The 17,667-nt window shown below is 58.8% G+C and carries 19 protein-coding genes; 14 read left to right on the top strand and 5 right to left on the bottom strand.

Annotated features, from left to right (window positions below):
• Nucleotides 1–48 precede the first annotated feature (48 nt).
• The 5 genes from pnp (at nucleotide 49) to ACR0D6_RS15515 (ending at nucleotide 4,886) form a co-directional block, all read left to right on the top strand.
• Nucleotides 49–2,199: a polyribonucleotide nucleotidyltransferase gene (gene pnp / locus ACR0D6_RS15535; RefSeq protein WP_480766143.1), complete on the top strand. Its 2,151-nt coding sequence runs from the start codon at nucleotides 49–51 to the stop codon at nucleotides 2,197–2,199.
• A gap of 108 nt (nucleotides 2,200–2,307) precedes the next feature.
• Nucleotides 2,308–2,811, top strand: a complete 504-nt coding sequence (locus ACR0D6_RS15530; RefSeq protein ID WP_480766142.1) for a hypothetical protein — start codon at nucleotides 2,308–2,310, stop codon at nucleotides 2,809–2,811.
• 12 nt (nucleotides 2,812–2,823) lie between these two features.
• Nucleotides 2,824–3,183 carry a hypothetical protein gene (locus ACR0D6_RS15525; protein ID WP_170655929.1) on the top strand — a complete coding sequence of 120 codons (360 nt, stop codon included), beginning with the start codon at nucleotides 2,824–2,826 and terminating at the stop codon, nucleotides 3,181–3,183.
• A gap of 211 nt (nucleotides 3,184–3,394) precedes the next feature.
• Nucleotides 3,395–4,084: an outer membrane beta-barrel protein gene (locus ACR0D6_RS15520; RefSeq protein ID WP_170655931.1), complete on the top strand. Its 690-nt coding sequence runs from the start codon at nucleotides 3,395–3,397 to the stop codon at nucleotides 4,082–4,084.
• A gap of 70 nt (nucleotides 4,085–4,154) precedes the next feature.
• Nucleotides 4,155–4,886, top strand: a complete 732-nt coding sequence (locus tag ACR0D6_RS15515) for a glycosyltransferase family 25 protein (RefSeq protein ID WP_170655933.1) — start codon at nucleotides 4,155–4,157, stop codon at nucleotides 4,884–4,886.
• 69 nt (nucleotides 4,887–4,955) lie between these two features.
• On the opposite strand, the gene ACR0D6_RS15510 is transcribed toward ACR0D6_RS15515, so the two are convergent.
• The gene (locus ACR0D6_RS15510) at nucleotides 4,956–5,606 is read right to left on the bottom strand and encodes a peroxiredoxin (protein ID WP_170655935.1); all 651 of its coding nucleotides are present in this window, start codon (nucleotides 5,604–5,606) and stop codon (nucleotides 4,956–4,958) included.
• A 252-nt stretch (nucleotides 5,607–5,858) separates the two neighbouring features.
• On the opposite strand from ACR0D6_RS15510, the gene ACR0D6_RS15505 reads away from it, so the two are divergent.
• Nucleotides 5,859–7,298, top strand: coding sequence for an aldehyde dehydrogenase family protein (locus ACR0D6_RS15505; protein WP_480766141.1), 1,440 nt, complete (start codon nucleotides 5,859–5,861; stop codon nucleotides 7,296–7,298).
• Between the two features lie 132 nt (nucleotides 7,299–7,430).
• Here the strand turns inward: ACR0D6_RS15505 and ACR0D6_RS15500 are convergent, their stop codons facing one another.
• The 4 genes from ACR0D6_RS15500 to ACR0D6_RS15485 are packed head-to-tail and all read right to left on the bottom strand — an operon-like array spanning nucleotide 7,431 to nucleotide 11,229.
• Nucleotides 7,431–8,219, bottom strand: a complete 789-nt coding sequence (locus tag ACR0D6_RS15500) for a heme ABC transporter ATP-binding protein (RefSeq protein WP_480766140.1) — start codon at nucleotides 8,217–8,219, stop codon at nucleotides 7,431–7,433.
• A 3-nt stretch (nucleotides 8,220–8,222) separates the two neighbouring features.
• Nucleotides 8,223–9,272 (bottom strand): FecCD family ABC transporter permease, encoded by a 1,050-nt coding sequence (locus ACR0D6_RS15495; RefSeq protein ID WP_480766188.1) that lies wholly within the window; start codon nucleotides 9,270–9,272, stop codon nucleotides 8,223–8,225.
• A 23-nt stretch (nucleotides 9,273–9,295) separates the two neighbouring features.
• Complete coding sequence (locus tag ACR0D6_RS15490; RefSeq protein ID WP_480766139.1) at nucleotides 9,296–10,174, bottom strand: heme/hemin ABC transporter substrate-binding protein; 879 nt, start codon at nucleotides 10,172–10,174, stop codon at nucleotides 9,296–9,298.
• Nucleotides 10,174–11,229 (bottom strand): hemin-degrading factor, encoded by a 1,056-nt coding sequence (locus ACR0D6_RS15485; RefSeq protein ID WP_480766138.1) that lies wholly within the window; start codon nucleotides 11,227–11,229, stop codon nucleotides 10,174–10,176. Before ACR0D6_RS15485 ends, ACR0D6_RS15490 begins: the two co-directional genes overlap by 1 nt.
• A gap of 230 nt (nucleotides 11,230–11,459) precedes the next feature.
• On the opposite strand from ACR0D6_RS15485, the gene ACR0D6_RS15480 reads away from it, so the two are divergent.
• The 8 genes from ACR0D6_RS15480 (at nucleotide 11,460) to ACR0D6_RS15445 (ending at nucleotide 17,667) form a co-directional block, all read left to right on the top strand.
• Nucleotides 11,460–13,472 carry a TonB-dependent receptor domain-containing protein gene (locus ACR0D6_RS15480; protein WP_480766137.1) on the top strand — a complete coding sequence of 671 codons (2,013 nt, stop codon included), beginning with the start codon at nucleotides 11,460–11,462 and terminating at the stop codon, nucleotides 13,470–13,472.
• A 20-nt stretch (nucleotides 13,473–13,492) separates the two neighbouring features.
• On the top strand, nucleotides 13,493–13,939 hold the full coding sequence (locus ACR0D6_RS15475; protein ID WP_480766136.1) for a hypothetical protein: 447 nt from the start codon (nucleotides 13,493–13,495) through the stop codon (nucleotides 13,937–13,939).
• Between the two features lie 4 nt (nucleotides 13,940–13,943).
• Complete coding sequence (locus tag ACR0D6_RS15470; protein WP_480766135.1) at nucleotides 13,944–14,612, top strand: MotA/TolQ/ExbB proton channel family protein; 669 nt, start codon at nucleotides 13,944–13,946, stop codon at nucleotides 14,610–14,612.
• Entirely contained in the window at nucleotides 14,602–14,973 is a 372-nt protein-coding gene (locus tag ACR0D6_RS15465; RefSeq protein ID WP_480766134.1) for an ExbD/TolR family protein, read from the top strand. The genes ACR0D6_RS15470 and ACR0D6_RS15465 overlap by 11 nt, the downstream gene beginning before the upstream one ends.
• A complete protein-coding gene (locus ACR0D6_RS15460; protein WP_480766133.1) occupies nucleotides 14,973–15,365 on the top strand; it encodes an ExbD/TolR family protein in 393 nt (130 codons plus the stop codon). The genes ACR0D6_RS15465 and ACR0D6_RS15460 overlap by 1 nt, the downstream gene beginning before the upstream one ends.
• On the top strand, nucleotides 15,362–16,186 hold the full coding sequence (locus ACR0D6_RS15455; protein WP_480766132.1) for a TonB family protein: 825 nt from the start codon (nucleotides 15,362–15,364) through the stop codon (nucleotides 16,184–16,186). The genes ACR0D6_RS15460 and ACR0D6_RS15455 overlap by 4 nt, the downstream gene beginning before the upstream one ends.
• Before the next feature lie 288 nt (nucleotides 16,187–16,474).
• Nucleotides 16,475–17,044 carry a helix-turn-helix domain-containing protein gene (locus tag ACR0D6_RS15450; protein ID WP_480452358.1) on the top strand — a complete coding sequence of 190 codons (570 nt, stop codon included), beginning with the start codon at nucleotides 16,475–16,477 and terminating at the stop codon, nucleotides 17,042–17,044.
• Nucleotides 17,044–17,667 (top strand): LysE family translocator, encoded by a 624-nt coding sequence (locus ACR0D6_RS15445; protein ID WP_170655951.1) that lies wholly within the window; start codon nucleotides 17,044–17,046, stop codon nucleotides 17,665–17,667. Before ACR0D6_RS15450 ends, ACR0D6_RS15445 begins: the two co-directional genes overlap by 1 nt.

Here is a 17,667-nt window from a genome sequence, read left to right as displayed (position 1 = left end):
AAACGGGAGACCCGCAGGGGCGGGAGTGCTCTCATCTAGGATACGCAAATGTTTGATGTAACTAAGAAATCTATGCAGTGGGGCGAAGAGACGCTGACACTGGAAACCGGCAAGGTTGCCCGTCAGGCCGACGGCAGCGTGATTGCCACGCTGGGTGAAACCAGCGTCATGGCGAACGTGACCTTTGCCCGTGCGCAAAAACCCGGTCAGGATTTTTTCCCGCTGACCGTCCACTATCAGGAAAAATACTATGCCGCCGGTAAGGTTCCGGGCGGCTTCTTCAAGCGCGAGGCGCGCCCGACCGAGAAAGAGACGCTGACCGCGCGTCTGATCGACCGTCCGATCCGCCCGCTGTTCGTTGACGGATTCAAGAACGAAGTTCTGGTGATGTGCACCGTGCTGAGCCACGATCTGGTCAACGACCCCGACATCGTCGCGATGATCGCTGCATCTGCTGCCCTGACCATCTCGGGCGCGCCGTTCCGTGGCCCGATCGCCGGTGCCCGCGTTGGGTTTGAAGATGGCGAATACGTTCTGAACCCGACCGTCGACGACATGCAGGACCTGCGCCTGAACCCCGAACAGCGTCTGGATCTGGTTGTTGCCGGCACCAAAGACGCCGTGATGATGGTTGAATCCGAAGCATACGAGCTGTCCGAGGCGGAAATGCTCGGCGCGGTAAACTTCGCGCATGAGCAGATTCAGCCGGTCATCGACCTGATCATCTCGCTGGCCGAAGAAGCCGCGAAAGAGCCGTTTGACTTCGAAGCGCCTGATTACTCGGAGCTGTCCGCCGCTGTTAAGGCCGCCGGTGAAGAGCAGATGCGCGCCGCCTTCGCGATCACCGACAAGCAGGAGCGCACCGCCGCTGTTGCCGCCGCCCGTGAAGCGATCAAGGAAGCGCTGACCGAAGAGCAGCTGGAAGACGGCAACCTCGGTTCGGCAATGAAAAAGCTGGAAGCAGGCATTCTGCGCGGCGACGTCGTCAAGGGCGGCAAGCGGATCGACGGTCGCTCGACCACCGATATCCGTTCGATCGTTGCGGAAACCTCGATGCTGCCGCGGACCCATGGTTCGGCTCTGTTCACCCGTGGTGAAACACAGGCGCTGGCCGTGACCACGCTGGGCACCGGCGATGATGAGCAGTTCATCGACGCACTGCATGGCAACTTCAAATCGAACTTCCTGCTGCACTACAACTTCCCTCCGTATTCGGTTGGTGAAGTTGGCCGCGTTGGTGGCCCGGGCCGTCGTGAGATCGGCCACGGCAAGCTGGCATGGCGCGCCCTGCAGGCGGTTCTGCCTGCGGCGACCGACTTCCCCTACACGATCCGCATCGTGTCGGAGATCACCGAATCCAACGGCTCTAGCTCGATGGCGTCGGTCTGCGGCGGTTCGCTGTCGATGATGGATGCGGGTGTTCCGCTGAAAGCACCGGTTGCCGGTGTAGCCATGGGTCTGATCCTGGAAGATGACGGCGAATACGCCATCCTGTCGGACATTCTGGGTGACGAAGACCACCTGGGCGACATGGACTTCAAGGTTGCGGGTACCGAAAACGGCATCACCTCTTTGCAGATGGACATCAAGGTCGCGGGCATCACGCCCGAGATCATGGAGAAAGCCCTGGCGCAAGCCAAGGACGGCCGGATGCACATTCTGGGTGAGATGGGCAAAGCCCTGTCCGAGACCAACGAATTCTCGGTCCACGCCCCGCGCATCGAGACCATGAACATCCCCACCGACAAGATCCGCGAAGTGATCGGCTCGGGCGGTAAGGTCATCCGCGAGATCGTGGAAACCTCGGGTGCCAAGGTCGACATCAACGACGACGGCGTGATCAAGATCGCCTCGCCGGATGGTGAATCGATCAAGAAGGCCTATGACATGATCTATTCGATCGTGGCCGAGCCGGAAGAAGGTCAGGTTTACACCGGCAAAGTCGTGAAGATCGTCGATTTCGGCGCCTTCGTGAACTTCTTTGGCAAGCGCGACGGTCTGGTCCACGTGTCCCAGATCGAAAACCGCCGCCTGAACCATCCGTCGGATGTTCTGAAGGAAGGCCAGGAAGTAAAGGTCAAGCTGCTGGGCTTTGACGACCGCGGCAAGGTACGCCTGTCGATGAAAGTGGTCGATCAGGAAAGCGGTGAAGAGATCGTTCCCGAGAAAAAAGAAAAGAAAGAGGAAAGCGCGGACTAATCCGCGACCCCTCATGATCACGAAGGCCCCGGTTTCCGACCGGGGCCTTTTTTCTTGCCAGAAAATCAATCGGGATCGTAGTCTGGTTGATATTTTCTGGAGAGTATTATGCCAAATCCCATTTATCGAACCAGGTCGGTCCTGATTGGTTTCCTGCTTGTGGCAACCGCTTGCACGATACAGGCGGTGCCATCGTATGACGCGGAGCTGGAGGAAAAACTGAATGCAACGCACGAAAGGACACTTGCCGTATTCAGCGGATTGAGCAGTTGCCCAAACTCTTGCAGCTTCAGCACATACTCGGAAAAATACGATGCGATAATCGGTGCGTTCGGTGCAACGCGGGACAAGGCCAAAGCCCGCCCGACACCTCCGCTGGGTGTTCGGTTCGCGCAGTCACCGCAGCTTGAGGAAGTCTGCCGGGACAGCACACCGCAAAAGTGTCTCAATACCACGCCGGAAAAACTCCAACTTGTTGTCGAAAGTCTTTCCGATCTGCGAGACACCCACCGTCTCGGCACGTTACAACCCGGAACCGTTGAGCTTTTTTTAAAGGATTACACCGCAGCGATCGAACCTACGCTGATCGTTGAAGCAACATTGAAGCGATAAGGAATTGATCTCATGAAAGTATCTGAAATCGTATCCAACATCTTGGGTGAACTCAGCAACGAACTTGGTAACGGGTTTGCCAGTGTCCGTACATTTGCAAAGAACCAGTCGGAAAACATCGCGGAACTGGCTGTCGTGATTTCGCGCGAACGGGTTTCTGGAATCCTCAAAACCAACAACCAGATGTTCAATCGTTTCGTCGAAAGGCTCAAAAAACATGTCGAGCTTTTCGCCCGCGACCTGGCACTGTTGACGGTGCTTACCATCGAAAAGGCCTGGAATCTGATTGTGGGCGAAGTATGGGGGGCGATCAACTCGGCAATCAGCAGTGTCGGAGTACCGCTAAAATTGCCGCTGCCGCCGCAGCAATAGCTTTCCGGCAACTGAACAACCGGTCAGGCGGCGGTAAACCGTCGGGAAAGTTTTCATGATAGCCGCTCACGGTGTCTGAACCGCCGCGCCGGACCAGTCCCCTCACACCACCCAAAAAACCTGTGAATCGAAGTGAAGCCTCAGTGGCTTTCCTTCGCGCGTGCGTCGCCCACATGTGCGTCATGTATTTTGCGGAACAAAGGACCTGACCATGCAAACCCGTCTCATTCTCGCCTCTGCGGCCCTGACCCTTAGCGCCTCTACATTGGCCGCCCAAACCCTGCCCGACGGCGTGTATATTCAGGGCTTCGCAGGCTACAGCCAGTTACAGGACAGCGATTTTTCCGGCTCGATCGGGGGCGGAACCCAATCAGTGGATACCGAATTTGACGGTGGCTTTGGACTGGGTGTGGCCGTCGGCACCGAAATCCCCGCATGGTCGAATGACAGCATCGGCACCCGGATCGAGTTGGAGTTGTCCTATCGCGACAATGACGTGGACGCGGTGAATTTCACCGGCAACGGACCGGGGGCTGAAGGGAATGTATCGGGCGATGTCAGCCAGACCTCGCTGTTCGCCAACCTTCTGTTTGACTTCAAACAAGGCGGCGCGATCACACCCTTTGTCGGGCTCGGTGTGGGTGCGACCTATTCCGATCTGGATTTCGTCTACGGGCCGGGTGTGGCGTTGGACGACAGCGACACCAATTTCGCGGCCCAGCTGATTGCCGGTGTCGCCTATGACATCAGCGACTCGACCGCGTTCACGGTCGACGCCCGCTATTCCCGCGCGTTTGATGTTTCGTCCCAGCGCCTCGCGCCGAATGGTACGTCAACCGGCACGTTTGAAGACGATCTGGATACGTTCAGCCTCAACTTTGGCCTGCGCTACAGCTTCTGAACACAAACGGGGAAGCGTTTCGATCCGGTTTCTCTTCCCCAGCATGTCCCCGTGTTCTATGCACGGGGGCATGCGCTCATTCATCATCCATATGTCGGCCAGCACCAAACGCCGCCCCAACGCCGAGCAGCTGCGCGCGGATCTGCCAAATGCCGAATTGTTCGAGGCCGTGAACGGACGCGATCCCGACCAGATTGCAGGCGTTGAACTCCACCCTGGCAATCTGCACCGGCCCCGCTATCCGTTTCCGCTGCGCCCGGCCGAGATCGGCATCTTTGAAAGCCATCGGCGCATCTGGCGCAAGCTGGTCGAGGACAAGATCGATCTGGCGATCATTACCGAGGACGATCTGCGGGTTGATCCGGCAAAAATCGCCCGGGCGCTGGAACTGCTGCGCCCCCTCGCAACACCGGATCACTATATCCGCCTGCCGGTAAAACAACGCGAAACACCGGCCCAGACGATTGCTGGTCAGGACGACATGCGTTTGATCCTGCCGCGCGTGATCGGCCTGCAATGCGTCTGTCAGGTCGTGGGACGCCACGCCGCTAAACGCCTGCTGGACGCGACTGACCGGATCGACCGCCCTGTGGACACGTTTCTGCAAATGCACTGGATCACCGGCCAGCCCATCCACGCCCTTCTGGGCACAGGCAATCAGGAAGTGGCCGGAGAGATCGGCGGATCAACCATTCAGACTAAACCGCCACTCAGCGACAAGCTGACCCGCGAATTCAAACGCGCGGCCTACCGAGCGCAGCTGCATCTGCATCCGCAGCGCCCGCCTGCTTCATTTGGCTAAAAATACTCTCGGGGGGAATCGCGCCCATGCGCGATGGGGGGCAGACAGCCCCCCTGCCCCGGCCCCGCCTTACGACGGTGCCTTGGTCTTGCGCAGATACGGGAAGATCGTCTCGAACTCTCCGAATTTCTCTTTGGCTTCCTCGTTGGACACGGCAGGCGGTATGATCACATCCTCGCCCGGCACCCAGTTCGCAGGTGTCGCCACGCCCTTGGCCGTCATCTGCAGCCCGTCCAGCGCGCGCAGAATCTCGGCAAAGTTCCGGCCGACGGTCATCGGGTAGGTCATCGACAGTTTCAGCTGCTTGTCCGGCCCGATGATAAAGACCGAACGCACGGTCGCACTGTCCGCCGGGGTGCGGCCATCGGGCAGATAGGCCTCGGCGGGCAGCATGTCAAAGGCTTTGGAAACGGCCAGACCATCATCGGCGATGATCGGGAAACCGGGGTTGGCATTGCCATATGCCTCGATATCCTTTTTCCACTTCTTGTGATCCTCAACCCCGTCTACCGAGACACCGATCACCTTGGTGTTGCGCTTGGCCCATTCGTCGTTCAACTGGGCCACAGCCGAAAACTCGGTGGTGCAGACGGGGGTGAAATCCTTGGGGTGCGAGAACAGGATCGCCCAGCTGTCGCCGATCCAGTCATGGAACTGAACGGTACCCTGATCCGTTTCTGCGGTGAAATTCGGGACAGTATCGTTAATACGCAAACCCATGGTTCATCTCCTTTCGCGTGAAGTATCCGAGTCGGTTGGTGACAACCTAATCATTCAGACGCCACGTTAAAGCATCCGCACCAGTCTGCGATGAAAAATCGTACTCATTGGCCTAGGAAAAGCCCGATCCCAGTCGGGCATAATATTTGATCATATTCCCAACCCCCACTTGCCCACTTGTTTCGGGGGTGACAGAGTGGCCCCGTAAAACCGACCGCACGGTCGAAAGGATTCTGATCGGGAGGGAGAGCCATGATCGACAAACGCAACTTCTACATCAACGGCAAGTGGGTCGCACCCGCCACACCCAACGACTTTGAGGTCATCAACCCTTCGACTGAGGAACCCTGTGCGGTGATTTCACTGGGGTCGGAAGCAGACACCAATGCCGCCGTTGCTGCCGCCAAAGCCGCCCTGCCCGGCTGGATGGCAACCCCGCCGGAAGAACGTATCGCGCTGGTCGAAAAGCTGGTCGACATCTACAAGACCCGGGGCGAGGATCTGGCCGGTGCCATGTCGCTTGAGATGGGCGCACCCATCGACATGTCGCGCACTCAGCAGGTCGGTGCGGGCATCTGGCACCTGAAAAACTTTATCAGGGCCGCCAAAGAATTTCAGTTCGAACGCCCGCTTGGCGATCACGCGCCGAACGACCGGATCATCCATGAGGCTGTGGGCGTGGCCGCGCTGATCACACCATGGAACTGGCCGATGAATCAGGTCACGCTCAAGGTCGGTGCCGCCGCGATTGCGGGCTGTACGATGGTTCTGAAACCGTCCGAGCAAAGCCCGCTGAACGCGATGATCTTTGCCGAAATGATGGATGAGGCCGGGTTCCCTCCGGGTGTCTTCAACCTTGTGAATGGCGACGGTGTGGGCGTTGGTTCGCAACTGTCGGGCCACAGGGATGTGGATATGGTCAGCTTTACCGGCTCGACCCGCGCCGGCACGGCGATTTCCAAAAACGCCGCCGACACGCTGAAGAAGGTGCATCTGGAACTGGGCGGCAAGGGCGCCAACGTGGTCTTTGCCGATGCGGATGAAAAGGCCGTCAAGCGGGGCGTCCTGCACATGATGAACAACACCGGCCAAAGCTGTAACGCCCCCAGCCGGATGCTGGTACAGCGCCCGATCTATGACAGGGCGGTCGAGATGGCGGCAGAAGTGGCCGACAAGGTTTCGGTCGGCAACGCGCTGGACGAAGGCCGCCATATCGGACCGGTGGTCAACGAGGTCCAGTGGGGCAAGATTCAAGACCTGATCCAGAAGGGCATCGACGAAGGCGCGCGGCTGGTTGCCGGGGGCACCGGGCGGCCCGAGGGTCTGAACAAGGGCTATTACGTGCGCCCCACCGTCTTTGCAGATGCCAACAACCAGATGACCATCGCGCGCGAGGAAATCTTTGGCCCGGTCCTGACCATGATCCCCTTTGATACCGAGGAAGAGGCTGTCGAGATCGCCAACGACACGCCATATGGCCTGACCAATTACGTGCAGACGCAGGACACCGCGCGGGCCAACCGCATGGCGCGGCAACTGCGGTCAGGCATGGTCGAGATGAACGGCCAGTCCCGCGCTGCGGGATCTCCTTTTGGTGGCATGAAGCAGTCCGGCAACGGCCGCGAAGGCGGTCTCTGGGGACTTGAGGATTTTCTGGAGGTCAAGGCGGTTGGTGGCTGGGCCGCCGAATAGGCTGAGGGAATTGCATGAATAATTGCAAGGCGTTGTCATACGCCTTGCAAATCTCGTCACCTATGGCGGCAAATCACTGACCTTGTTTGTCGCATTCTGATCCTTGCGGAAGTTTTGCGTACGCGACCGAACTCAGGTGGCACAAACTACCTTCACCGTCTGAGGCAACACGAATGGCACATGGGTCGGCGGCAGTTTGTTGATTTTTGCGTTGATCCGATAAACATCTGTCATCATCTCGTCGGTCAGAACATCCGCCGGCGTTCCGAACCCCCACACCTCACCCTGCGACAGAACGCAGATCATGTCTGCGAACAATGCGGTCAGGTTCAGGTCGTGCATCACCACAATCACGCCGCCGCCCCGGGCGGCAAAATCCTTGGCGATTTCCAGAACCGTAAACTGATGGGCAATGTCCAGACTGGCGACCGGTTCGTCCAACAGAAGCCATCTGGGCTGGTCATGACTCTGAGCGTCCCAGACTTGCGCCAGCACCCGCGCCATTTGCACGCGCTGCTGTTCACCTCCGGACAGATCCTGATACGAACGGTGCTCGAACCCTCTGAGGTCAACGTGAGCGAGGGCTCGGGACGGTAGATGGTCGTTTGTCGCGGCCAATCCGTCTGCCAGCCCGAGCCGGACAACTTCGAGAACGTTGAATGGAAAGGCAACAGTCGAGGATTGGGGTAAGACGCCGCGCATTGCCGACAATTGCCACGGCTTCAGCGCCGAAATGTCCCGCCCATTGAGAAGGAGCCTACCCGATGTGGCGATTTCACCTGACAAAACCTTGAGGAAGGTAGATTTCCCCGACCCGTTCGGACCAATGATCGCGGTCACCTGTCCGGGCTGCGCGTTAAATTCAATATCACGCAGGATTTCCTTGCCGCCCAGCCGGACGTGAATGTTTTCGGCCTTCATTGCTTACGCTCCCATCATCCCGTGGCGCCGCAGCAGAATCCACAGAAATACCGGCGCCCCGAGTACGGCCGTCACGATACCGATCGGCAACTCGGCGGGTGCGACGACGATGCGGCTGATCATGTCGGCGCATAGCAGCAGGCTGGCACCCAGAAGTGCGGAATTCAGCAGCAGTCTGTGGTGATCGGGGCCCGTTGCGATGCGAAGCAGATGCGGCACGATAATCCCTACGAACCCGATACCACCCGACACCGCCACGGCGGCACCTGTCGCGGCGGCCACCGCCAGAATGGCAAGGCTTTTGCTGCGTTGGACCGGGATGCCGATATGATGCGCCACGGCCTCTCCCATGGCCATACCGTTCAGCGCGCGGGCCAGAAATTGCGCGGAGACGATGGCGATCAGGATAATCGGCGCGACGGTCACAACCTTGGTCCATGTCGCGCCTGCCAGCGATCCCATTCCCCAAAAAGTCAAATCACGCAGCTGCTGATCATCGGCCATGTAGACCAGAACACCCGAAACCGCGCCGGACAACGCGCCCAGCGCGATACCGGCCAGCAGCATGGTCGCCACTGATGTCTGACCACGCCGGGTCGAGACCCGGTACAGAACAAGGACCGAGGCCCAGCCGCCGAAAAACGCCGCGAATGCGACCAGCCCGTTGCCGACCCAGCCCAGTATTGCTGCGGGCAAATAGGCGCCAAGGATGATCGCCGAAATTGCCCCCAGACTTGCCCCGGCACTCACGCCCACGATCCCGGGATCGGCCAGCGGGTTTCTGAACAGGCCTTGCATCACCACACCGGACACAGCCAGTGCTGCCCCGACAAGTATACCCATCGCCAGACGCGGCAGGCGGATATCCCACAATACGATCCTGTTCAGATCCGACACATCCCGTCCCGTTATCAGGTCCGTTACTGCGTCTCCCAGCGATGCGGATGACGCACCGACGGAAATACTTGCGACACTGACAAGTATCAGCAGCATCACAAGAAATACCGACATCATTCGCGCAGCCGCTCGACGGTCCGCCGAGGGGATGGTCATACCATCATGCCCGGAAACAAGGGTCACAGGCCTTGCCCGTTTCGTTGCAACGCAGCAGACAATTCAGTGATCGCCGAGGCGGTCCGGGGCCCGAAGCCCAGAAGATACAGCCCCTTCATGCGCACCAGTCTTTTGTTCCGACCGGCCGGGGTCAACGCAAGCGCCGGCAACTCGAAAAGCTCGGTCTCGCTGGTTGCATGATCATCGCCCCTGTCCATCATCAAAATGATATCCGGAGCAGCAACGGCCAGAGCCTCGGGAGTGATCGGTTTGAACCCCGAAACATTCGGGACAGCGGTTACGCCACCGGCCAGCCGTATGATGCTGTCCGCCTGTGTCTCGGTACCGCCAACCAGAATTCGGTCATCCCGTGCAGACAGGATAAAAAGAACGCGCATCGGGTTGGACCCGGTCGCAGCCACAGCCGCTGCGTTGGCCGCGTCAATTTCCGCCCCGACCTGATCCGCCAGCGCATTGGCGGCAGACTCCTCATTCAGGGCGGCGCCAACGGCCCTGATCTTGGCCACCACGCCGTCCCGGCTGAATTCATCAGTAATTTCCACGAAGTCCACACCTGCGTCCTTGAGAACGGCAATCGTCTCGGGCGGACCGGCGCCTTCAATCGACAGAATCATGTCCGGGGCGACGGACAAAACGCCTTCGGGTGTCAACGCGCGCATGTAGCCGATGTCCGGCAGGTCTTGCGCCTCGGGGGGGAAGCTTGACGTCCGATCGCGTCCGACCAGCCTGTCCTGTTGACCCAATGCATAAACAATCTCGGTCACGGATCCGCCAATCGCAATAATGCGATTGGCCTCTGTTTCCTGTGCAGATGCCGCGTGTGGTGCAGCCCATCCGGCAACAACAAAGCCGACGCTCAGGACGGTGCGCCACATACCCATCAGGCAACCTCCGACGTTTGAAGCGGCTCGAGACCCGACACGAGCTTGTCCCAGGCAGGACGGTGGTCCGTCTCACCCGAGCGGCGTCCGAAAATCTGAAAGATCAGGCCCCCGTCGGCATCGAAAGCCTCGACCGACACGGCCGGTCCGCGCTGGGTCGGTTTGGTGACCGCCCAGACTTCGGCAATGTGATCCGACCTCAGGTGCAGGTTGAAACGGGGGTCGAGAACATTGAACCACGGTCCCATCTGTTTGATCGTCCGGACCGGCCCGCCGTGTATCTCGATGCAACCGCGGTTTCCGACAAAGATCATGACCTCAAGTTCCTGAGCCCGCAACTGTTCAAACATCGTCTCAATCGCGCTGACCTCCAGCGCGCGCACCAACGGCTCGCCAGCGATCCGATATGCGCCCAGGCGATTCATTTTGAGCTTTGAAGTCAGGCGCAGGAATTGGTGGGTATCGGTCATCTTTGCCCATTCGGTGCGCAGGGCGTCGGCCTTTTCGGCGTTGGCCTTTGGCGCTTCGGCCGGTTGGCGGGGCGCGACATCGAGCACCTGCGCCTGATCTTCTGATTTCAGCGCCGCAACAAGGTCGTGCCAATGCCCATGGTTTGAATCGTCACGCAGATGAATCTTGTGCACCGCATCGCCCGCGGCATCAAAAAACTGCAAAGACCGCTTTGTTCCCTTGTCGCCGTCGCGTTCAACGGCAAAGGCATGGACCCAGTGTTTTGGGAACATGCGCAGATCAATATCTTCGGTCAGAACCATCGAGGCATGCGCGCCGGAATGATAGCTGTCGTACTGCCCTACTTTTTCAATCACACAGGACGGGTTCCGGGTGAGTGCCAGAACCTCACCCAGCCCGTTGAGGCGCGGGAAAATCTCGTCAAGATCTGCCGACAGCCGAGTCGCACCGTGGCCAACAAACGCGGCAACCAGCTGTGCCTCGGCAAGTCCGAGCGAGTCAGCAAGATCACGGTCACGACGTCCGGGGTTCTCATTGTATGCGGCACGCACCTGTTCTGGTGCCATAAGCGCCTGTTCCATCATGGTTTTCCCATCTGCAAGATTTGGATTTGGTTCAGCTGGCGCTGCGAGTGCTGATATCAGCCGCATGCTGGCAGGGGTCGTCAGAACGGCCCCGATTTATTGTTGACTAATTTAGTAAGCTTTATTAACGAACACAAGCCGCCAAATGGTGGATTTAAAAAACAACAAAAAAGACCAGCGCCAGCGCCCTGCCAGCCCTTCCGGTCCTTGTACGTATCGAAGGGACAGATATGCGTGCGCAATTACAGATGATGAGGCTGTGGGGAACAGCCTCAGGCCTCAGCCTTATGGCAGCCGCAGCCTGGGGGCAGGAACAGGGTGACGGTTTCCTAGGCACCCTTGAACTGGGCGAAAGCAAGCGGGAAATTCAGACGGATACTGCAGTTCCCGTGACCAACATCGATCAGGAAGAGATCAACGACCGGCAGGCGAACACAGTCGCGGAACTGATCGACAGCGTGCCGGGCGTGACCCTGGTGAACGGTTCGACCCCGCAGGGTTCAGGTATCAACATTCGCGGCTTCGGGGCCAACGGCACCTTTGGCACTGACCAGAAAGTGCTTGTCCTGATCGATGGAGCGACGACTGGCGGCGAGGAGCTGTACCGCATCGGCAACCAGCTGTTTACGGACCCGCAGCTGTACAAAAGTGTTTCGGTGATCCGCGGAACCGTTGGGTCGTTCGAATACGGCTCGGGTGTGGTCGGCGGTGTCGTTCAGCTGGAAACCAAGGACGCGTCCGACTTTACCGGAGGCGAGCCGGGATTCCGGTTCCGCCAGACGCTGGAGGGGTATTCGAACGGCAACGGATTTGCCTCGTCGTCGATCCTGGCCTGGCAGCCAATCGAGCAGGCCGAGTTCCTGTTGAACTATACCTATCGCGATCAGGACATTCAGCAGGACGGTAATGGACAGGACATCGGCAACAGCGCCTTCACGCTGCCGTCCTTTCTGGCCAAGGGTAAATACAGTTTTGGCGACAACCTCGAACATTCGCTGACTGCATCCTGGAATCAGTCCCAGTCAGAAGAGCGCGATGTGCCATATGACTCGTTTGGTACAACATCCGATGCATTTGGCAACGTTGACCGTGACATCGATACAAAAATTGCCATCTTGCGTTATCAGTACCGCCCGGCAGGCAACGACCTGGTCGATCTGGACGTCAACCTCAGCTATTCGGACCAGACAATCGACAGCTCTTATGTCGAGGGGTCCTCGAGTCTGGAGGGAACGCCCTTTTTCCCGTCAGTTCGGGCTCTGGCCGATGCGGATCATCAATACGAGACGACAAAGCTGACGGTGAAGAACGCGTCGTATTTTCAGACCGGAAACGTATCGCACGACCTGCGTACCGGTATCGAGTTCATCAATCGGGACCGGCTTGATGCGGCAGCGGCGCCCGGAGGCACCGACCGCCGGATCGCTGTGTTTGCGGTTGACGACATGCAGATCGGTGATCAGCTGACGATCACACCTGCGCTGCGGTACGAGACACAGGATATCAAGGGCAACAGCGACGCGACCCCCCCTGCAAACGCAAGCTATGACAACAGCGCTTTGATGGGCGGCCTTTCAGCGCGGTACGAGTTTGCCAGCGGCTTCGCGATTTTCGGCGGCGGCGCATACACCGAAAGCCTGCCGATCATCGACGATCTGGGTACGCCGATATTCATGACGCAACCCGAAAAATCGACGACCTGGGAAGCCGGGTTCTCGTATAATCAGGGCGATATCTTTGCCTCGGGCGACGTCGTGCGCGCCAAGGTAAACCTATATGACACAACCCTGCGGGACATTACGTCCTATTCAGGCGCAGATGAGGTCAATGCTCAGGGTGTGGAAATCGAAGCGTCCTATGCGGTGGCCAGCGGATTTTACGCCGATTTCAACGCCAATATTGTCAAAGCCACGGAAACCAGTGCAACCGGTTCCGAAACACGGTGGCGCAATGAACCGGCAGATACCGCACGGCTGACAGTGGGCAAACGGTTTGGCCGGACACTTGATGTCAGCTGGGAAATCCTGGGGTCCAGAGCGGGCTTTGATTCGTCGGGTAATCCAATCGGCGGCTATGGCCTGAACACGCTGCGCGCCACGTACCTGCCGCAAGAGGGCGCATTCGAAGGTTTCGAGGTACGCGTTGGCATCGAGAACATCTTTGACAAAGATTACCAGTCCAGCCTTTCGACCCGCAAATCGCCGGGGCGGAACTTTAAGCTGACGCTGGCGAAGACCTTCTGAGACAAGCGAAAGGGCCGGTCATGTCGACACCCCCATATTCCATCGTTCGAGCGGCCCTGCTGGCCCTGTCCCCTTTCGTGGGGACAGGGCCAGCAGCCGCCGAGGAACCTGTCCCCAACGGTGGCATATCCCTTGAACTCAGCGCGGCAGAGTTGCGCGGGCAGAGCTGCCTTCTGAGTTTCGTGGCCGAGAACACAACCAATGACGACCTCTCCGAGGTGGTTTTCGAAACGGTTCTGTTTGGCGCCGAGGGACAGGTCGCACTTTTGACATTGCTGGATTTCGAACAATTGCCGGTTGGGCGTCCAAGGGTCCGGCAGTTTCAGTTCAACGGCCTGAGCTGCGACCAAATCAGTCGCGTTCTGATCAACGGGGCCGAACAATGCCAGACCAAAGTCGGTCCGACGGATGCCTGCATGGATGCGCTGCGCGTCAAGAGCCGTCTGACCATCGACATGATCGGATAGCGGGATGACAGACATCAAACAATCTCTTCTCAATATTGTCGAACTGGGCGGCCCGGTTGTAGCCGTCCTGATCGCGACATCCGTCGCGACGCTGTCGCTGGTTCTATACAAGCTCTGGCAATACAGGGCGGCGGGCGTCTCCAGACATCTGGAACTTTCTCAGGCCATCGACGCATGGGACAGGGGCAACAAAGGCGAAGCCTGGACCCATCTGGACAAAAGCCGCAGCTATCTGGCGCCGGTGGTACGGATGGCGTTTTCCGGTGACGGGCAAAACCTGTCGGAACGCGCAGATGCCGAGGCCGAAGCCCGGTTTGCGCGGTTGGAGCAAGGCCTGAACGTGCTGGACATGGTGGCGCAGCTTGCTCCGCTGTTGGGGTTGTTCGGCACGGTCATCGGTATGATCGACGCATTCCGGACATTACAGGGAGCGGGCAGTTCCGTTGACCCGTCGCTGTTGGCTGGCGGTATCTGGGTGGCACTGCTGACAACTGCAGCCGGTTTGGCGGTTGCCATGCCCGCATCCATGATCCTGACCTGGTTCGAGGCCCGGATGAGACGCGAGCGCATTTTTGCAAATCGAGCATTTCGCACGGTATTTGCACCCGGTCATACCCTGTCAGAGCCGGAAGTCGGTTCGCCGCATAACGCGCTGGCCGCCAATGGCGCTTGATGTACTGAAGAAGCGGCGCAAACGCCTTTCGATGACATCGCTTATCGATGTCATCTTTTTGCTGTTGCTGTTCTTCATGCTGAGCTCGACCTTTTCCAAACATGGCGAGATCGAGTTGACGTCTTCGACTGGCGGGGGCGCAGATACGGACCGCACGGTTCGGTTCCTGAAACTGAATGCAGAACAAATTCTGCTTGATGGGCAGACTGTATCGCTGCAGCAGGTCACATCAGTTCTGCAATCCGATAAACCTCAGACCGTTGTGATCAGCCTTGGGCAGGAAACCACCTCGCAGCAATTGATTGACCTGATGGCAGTGCTGCGACCGGTAAAGCTTCTGCAAACCCGAGTGTTGGGATGATGCGGCTGGAATCTAGGCCCAAAAATGCCAGGGAACCGACGATTGCGTTGATCAACGTTGTTTTCCTGCTGTTGGTCTTTTTCATGATCGCAGGAACGCTGGCGCCGCCAATGAATAGTGATGTGCAGCTTGTGCAAACGCAGGATCTGGACGGGCGTGAACCGCCGGATGCTCTGGTGATCCGGGCGGATGGAACGATGGAATACCGGGGCGCCGAGCTGACGTCTGCGGCAGCCTATGTGGACCGGGCCTCGATCGATTTGCCTTTGGACGCGGTGCGGATCGTGCCGGATCGGTCCCTGCCGGCAATCCAGCTGGTCCGGGTCAGTTCGGATCTGCGGGCGCTTGGCGCAAAACAGATATTCGTGGTGACTGAAAGAGCGTTGCAATGATCCCTTCATCGTACCGTGTGGCTGTAATCGCAGTCTTCCTTGCCATTGCAACGCATGGTTTGGCCTTGCAGGATTATTCGACATCGGAACCCGCACAAACCGAGGGTAGCGGGTCGGTCGAGGTCGCCGCCTTCGGGTCATCTTTTAAGGATCTTGTCGACGGAGGGGCCGCATCGGCCCCGCCGCCATCGCGTCATCAGGCGCAACCGCCGCAGCCAACCCAACCCGTCGAAAAACAGACGCTCAGCCCAAACGCAAACGCTCCGGCCCTGCAGGGAACCACAGGGGTCAGCAAGGTGACGGCGCCTCGTGCCTCAAACACTCATTCATCGGCTGTTTCGCAAAAAGCCCTTGCGCCTGCGCAATCGACGAATGTTGTGAGCGCAAAAACAGCCAAGACTAAAATTAAGCCTGAAGCAGAGCCCAAACCCAAGGGTCAGGTCGCATCGCAACAGGGAAACGCAAACAAAACCGCCAAAAAGGGCAGCGACACAGGTCGCAAACGGGACGGTTCCAGCAAGGCCACACAGAACCGGGTCGCGTCGGCCAAGCAGGGCGATGCGGATGTGGATAATTACAAAGGTCTGGTGTTGCGGAAAATTTCTCGGACGCGGCGCAAAAGTGTCAACATTCGCGGAACTGCCGTGGTCCGGTTTCAAATAGCCGATAGCGGATCACTTGCGTCATTGTCGATCAGCCGCAGCTCGGGCTCAAAGCGTCTGGATCAGGTGGCATTGGCGCAGATCAGAACTGCGGCGCCGTTTCCGCCACCGCCCGCCGGTGCCCGGCGTAACTATACAATCGAGATCGTCGGTCAGTAGCATTCGGATCCTCTGGCAGGCTGCCGATGCCTGTTCTCTTCCATCTCTGTTCTAGGAAAACATGCCTCTGACGCGGCATGTGGATGTCATTGAGTGGCCGGCGCTGCGGTTCGGTAATTCAGGGCACACACAGCCGGGATCATTTGATCGCCGAAAAGGCTGGCCAACCCGCGTCGCTGGCTCGATACAGCCGGACTTGGATGTCTCGTGAAAAAATGCTTGGTTTTTTCATCAGATTGCGTCACGGTGAAAAACGAGGAGAAAATTTCACGAGATTCGGAGCGACAGGTGAACGACCAGGCCCCACACAGCGCGACACTTGGTGCCGATATCCGCGCCCTGAGAAAGGCGCGCGGGCTGACGCTTGCCGAAATTGCCGCAAAGCTTGATCGGTCGGTCGGCTGGTTCAGCCAGGTCGAACGCGACATGTCCGAGCCTTCGATCTCAGATCTGCGCCAGATTGCCCAATGTCTGGGTGTGCCGATGTCGATGCTGTTTGCCCATTCCGCGGCACCCGCCGATGAACAGGGATATGTCGTGCGCGCCGGGTCGCGCCGCCCTATGGGGTCGGGCGAGGAAGGGCTGATCGAAGAGTTGCTCTCACCCGACCTGACCGATGATTTCGAGATGGTGCATTCGACCTTTCAACCCCATTCCCGCATGCAGACCCCGGCGAACCGGCCCACGCAGGAGGTTGGTTACATGGTCTCTGGTCAGCTTGATCTCAGGATTGGCGGCCGTGCCTACACCGTGGGACCGGGCGACAGTTTCCGGATCAAGCACGAACCCTACCAGTGGTCCAACCCCTATGACGAGCCCGCCGTTGCCGTCTGGGTCATCGCCCCGCCGGTGTACTGATGAGTTTCGAGGCCTGGACCATATTCGCGCTGTTCTGGGTGGTGTTCGTCACCACACCGGGGCCGAATGCGGTCAATTGCATCTCGAACGGGATGAGCCTGCCGTTTCCCAAAGCGATGCTGGGTGTGCTGGCCATCCTGACACAGGCCAGTGCCTTTCTGATCCTGTCGGCGCTGGGTGTCACTGCCCTGATCGCGGCATCACCGACCGGGTTCTTCATCGCCAAGCTGATCGGCGCAGGGTTCCTGATCTGGCTGGGCGTGCGCGGCTGGATGAATTCCACAAGGCCAGTCCCGGCCACCGAACGCCCCGCGCGGCACATCTATCTGCACGCGCTGGCCGTCGCCACGATCAACCCCAAAAGCGTTGCAGGATACCTCGCGGCGTTTTCGCAATTCGTGCAGCCGGACGTGCCGATCTGGCAGCAGATGGCGGTGATTATGCCGACGGCTCTGATCATCACGACGCTCAGCTATACTGGGTTCACCCTGCTTGGCGCGCTGATGGGAAAGGCCGCGCTGGGGGCCGTCTTCAACACATGGGTTCGCCGGGTGATGGCGACCTGCTTCATCATCTACGGCGTGTTGCTGGGGGCCAGCACCACGCCCACAGCAAGGGGGTAA

This window comes from Ruegeria sp. BJ6 (assembly GCF_056537885.1).
Note: the sequence above shows the minus strand (reverse complement) of the source record. Positions and strands in the feature narration are given on the sequence as shown.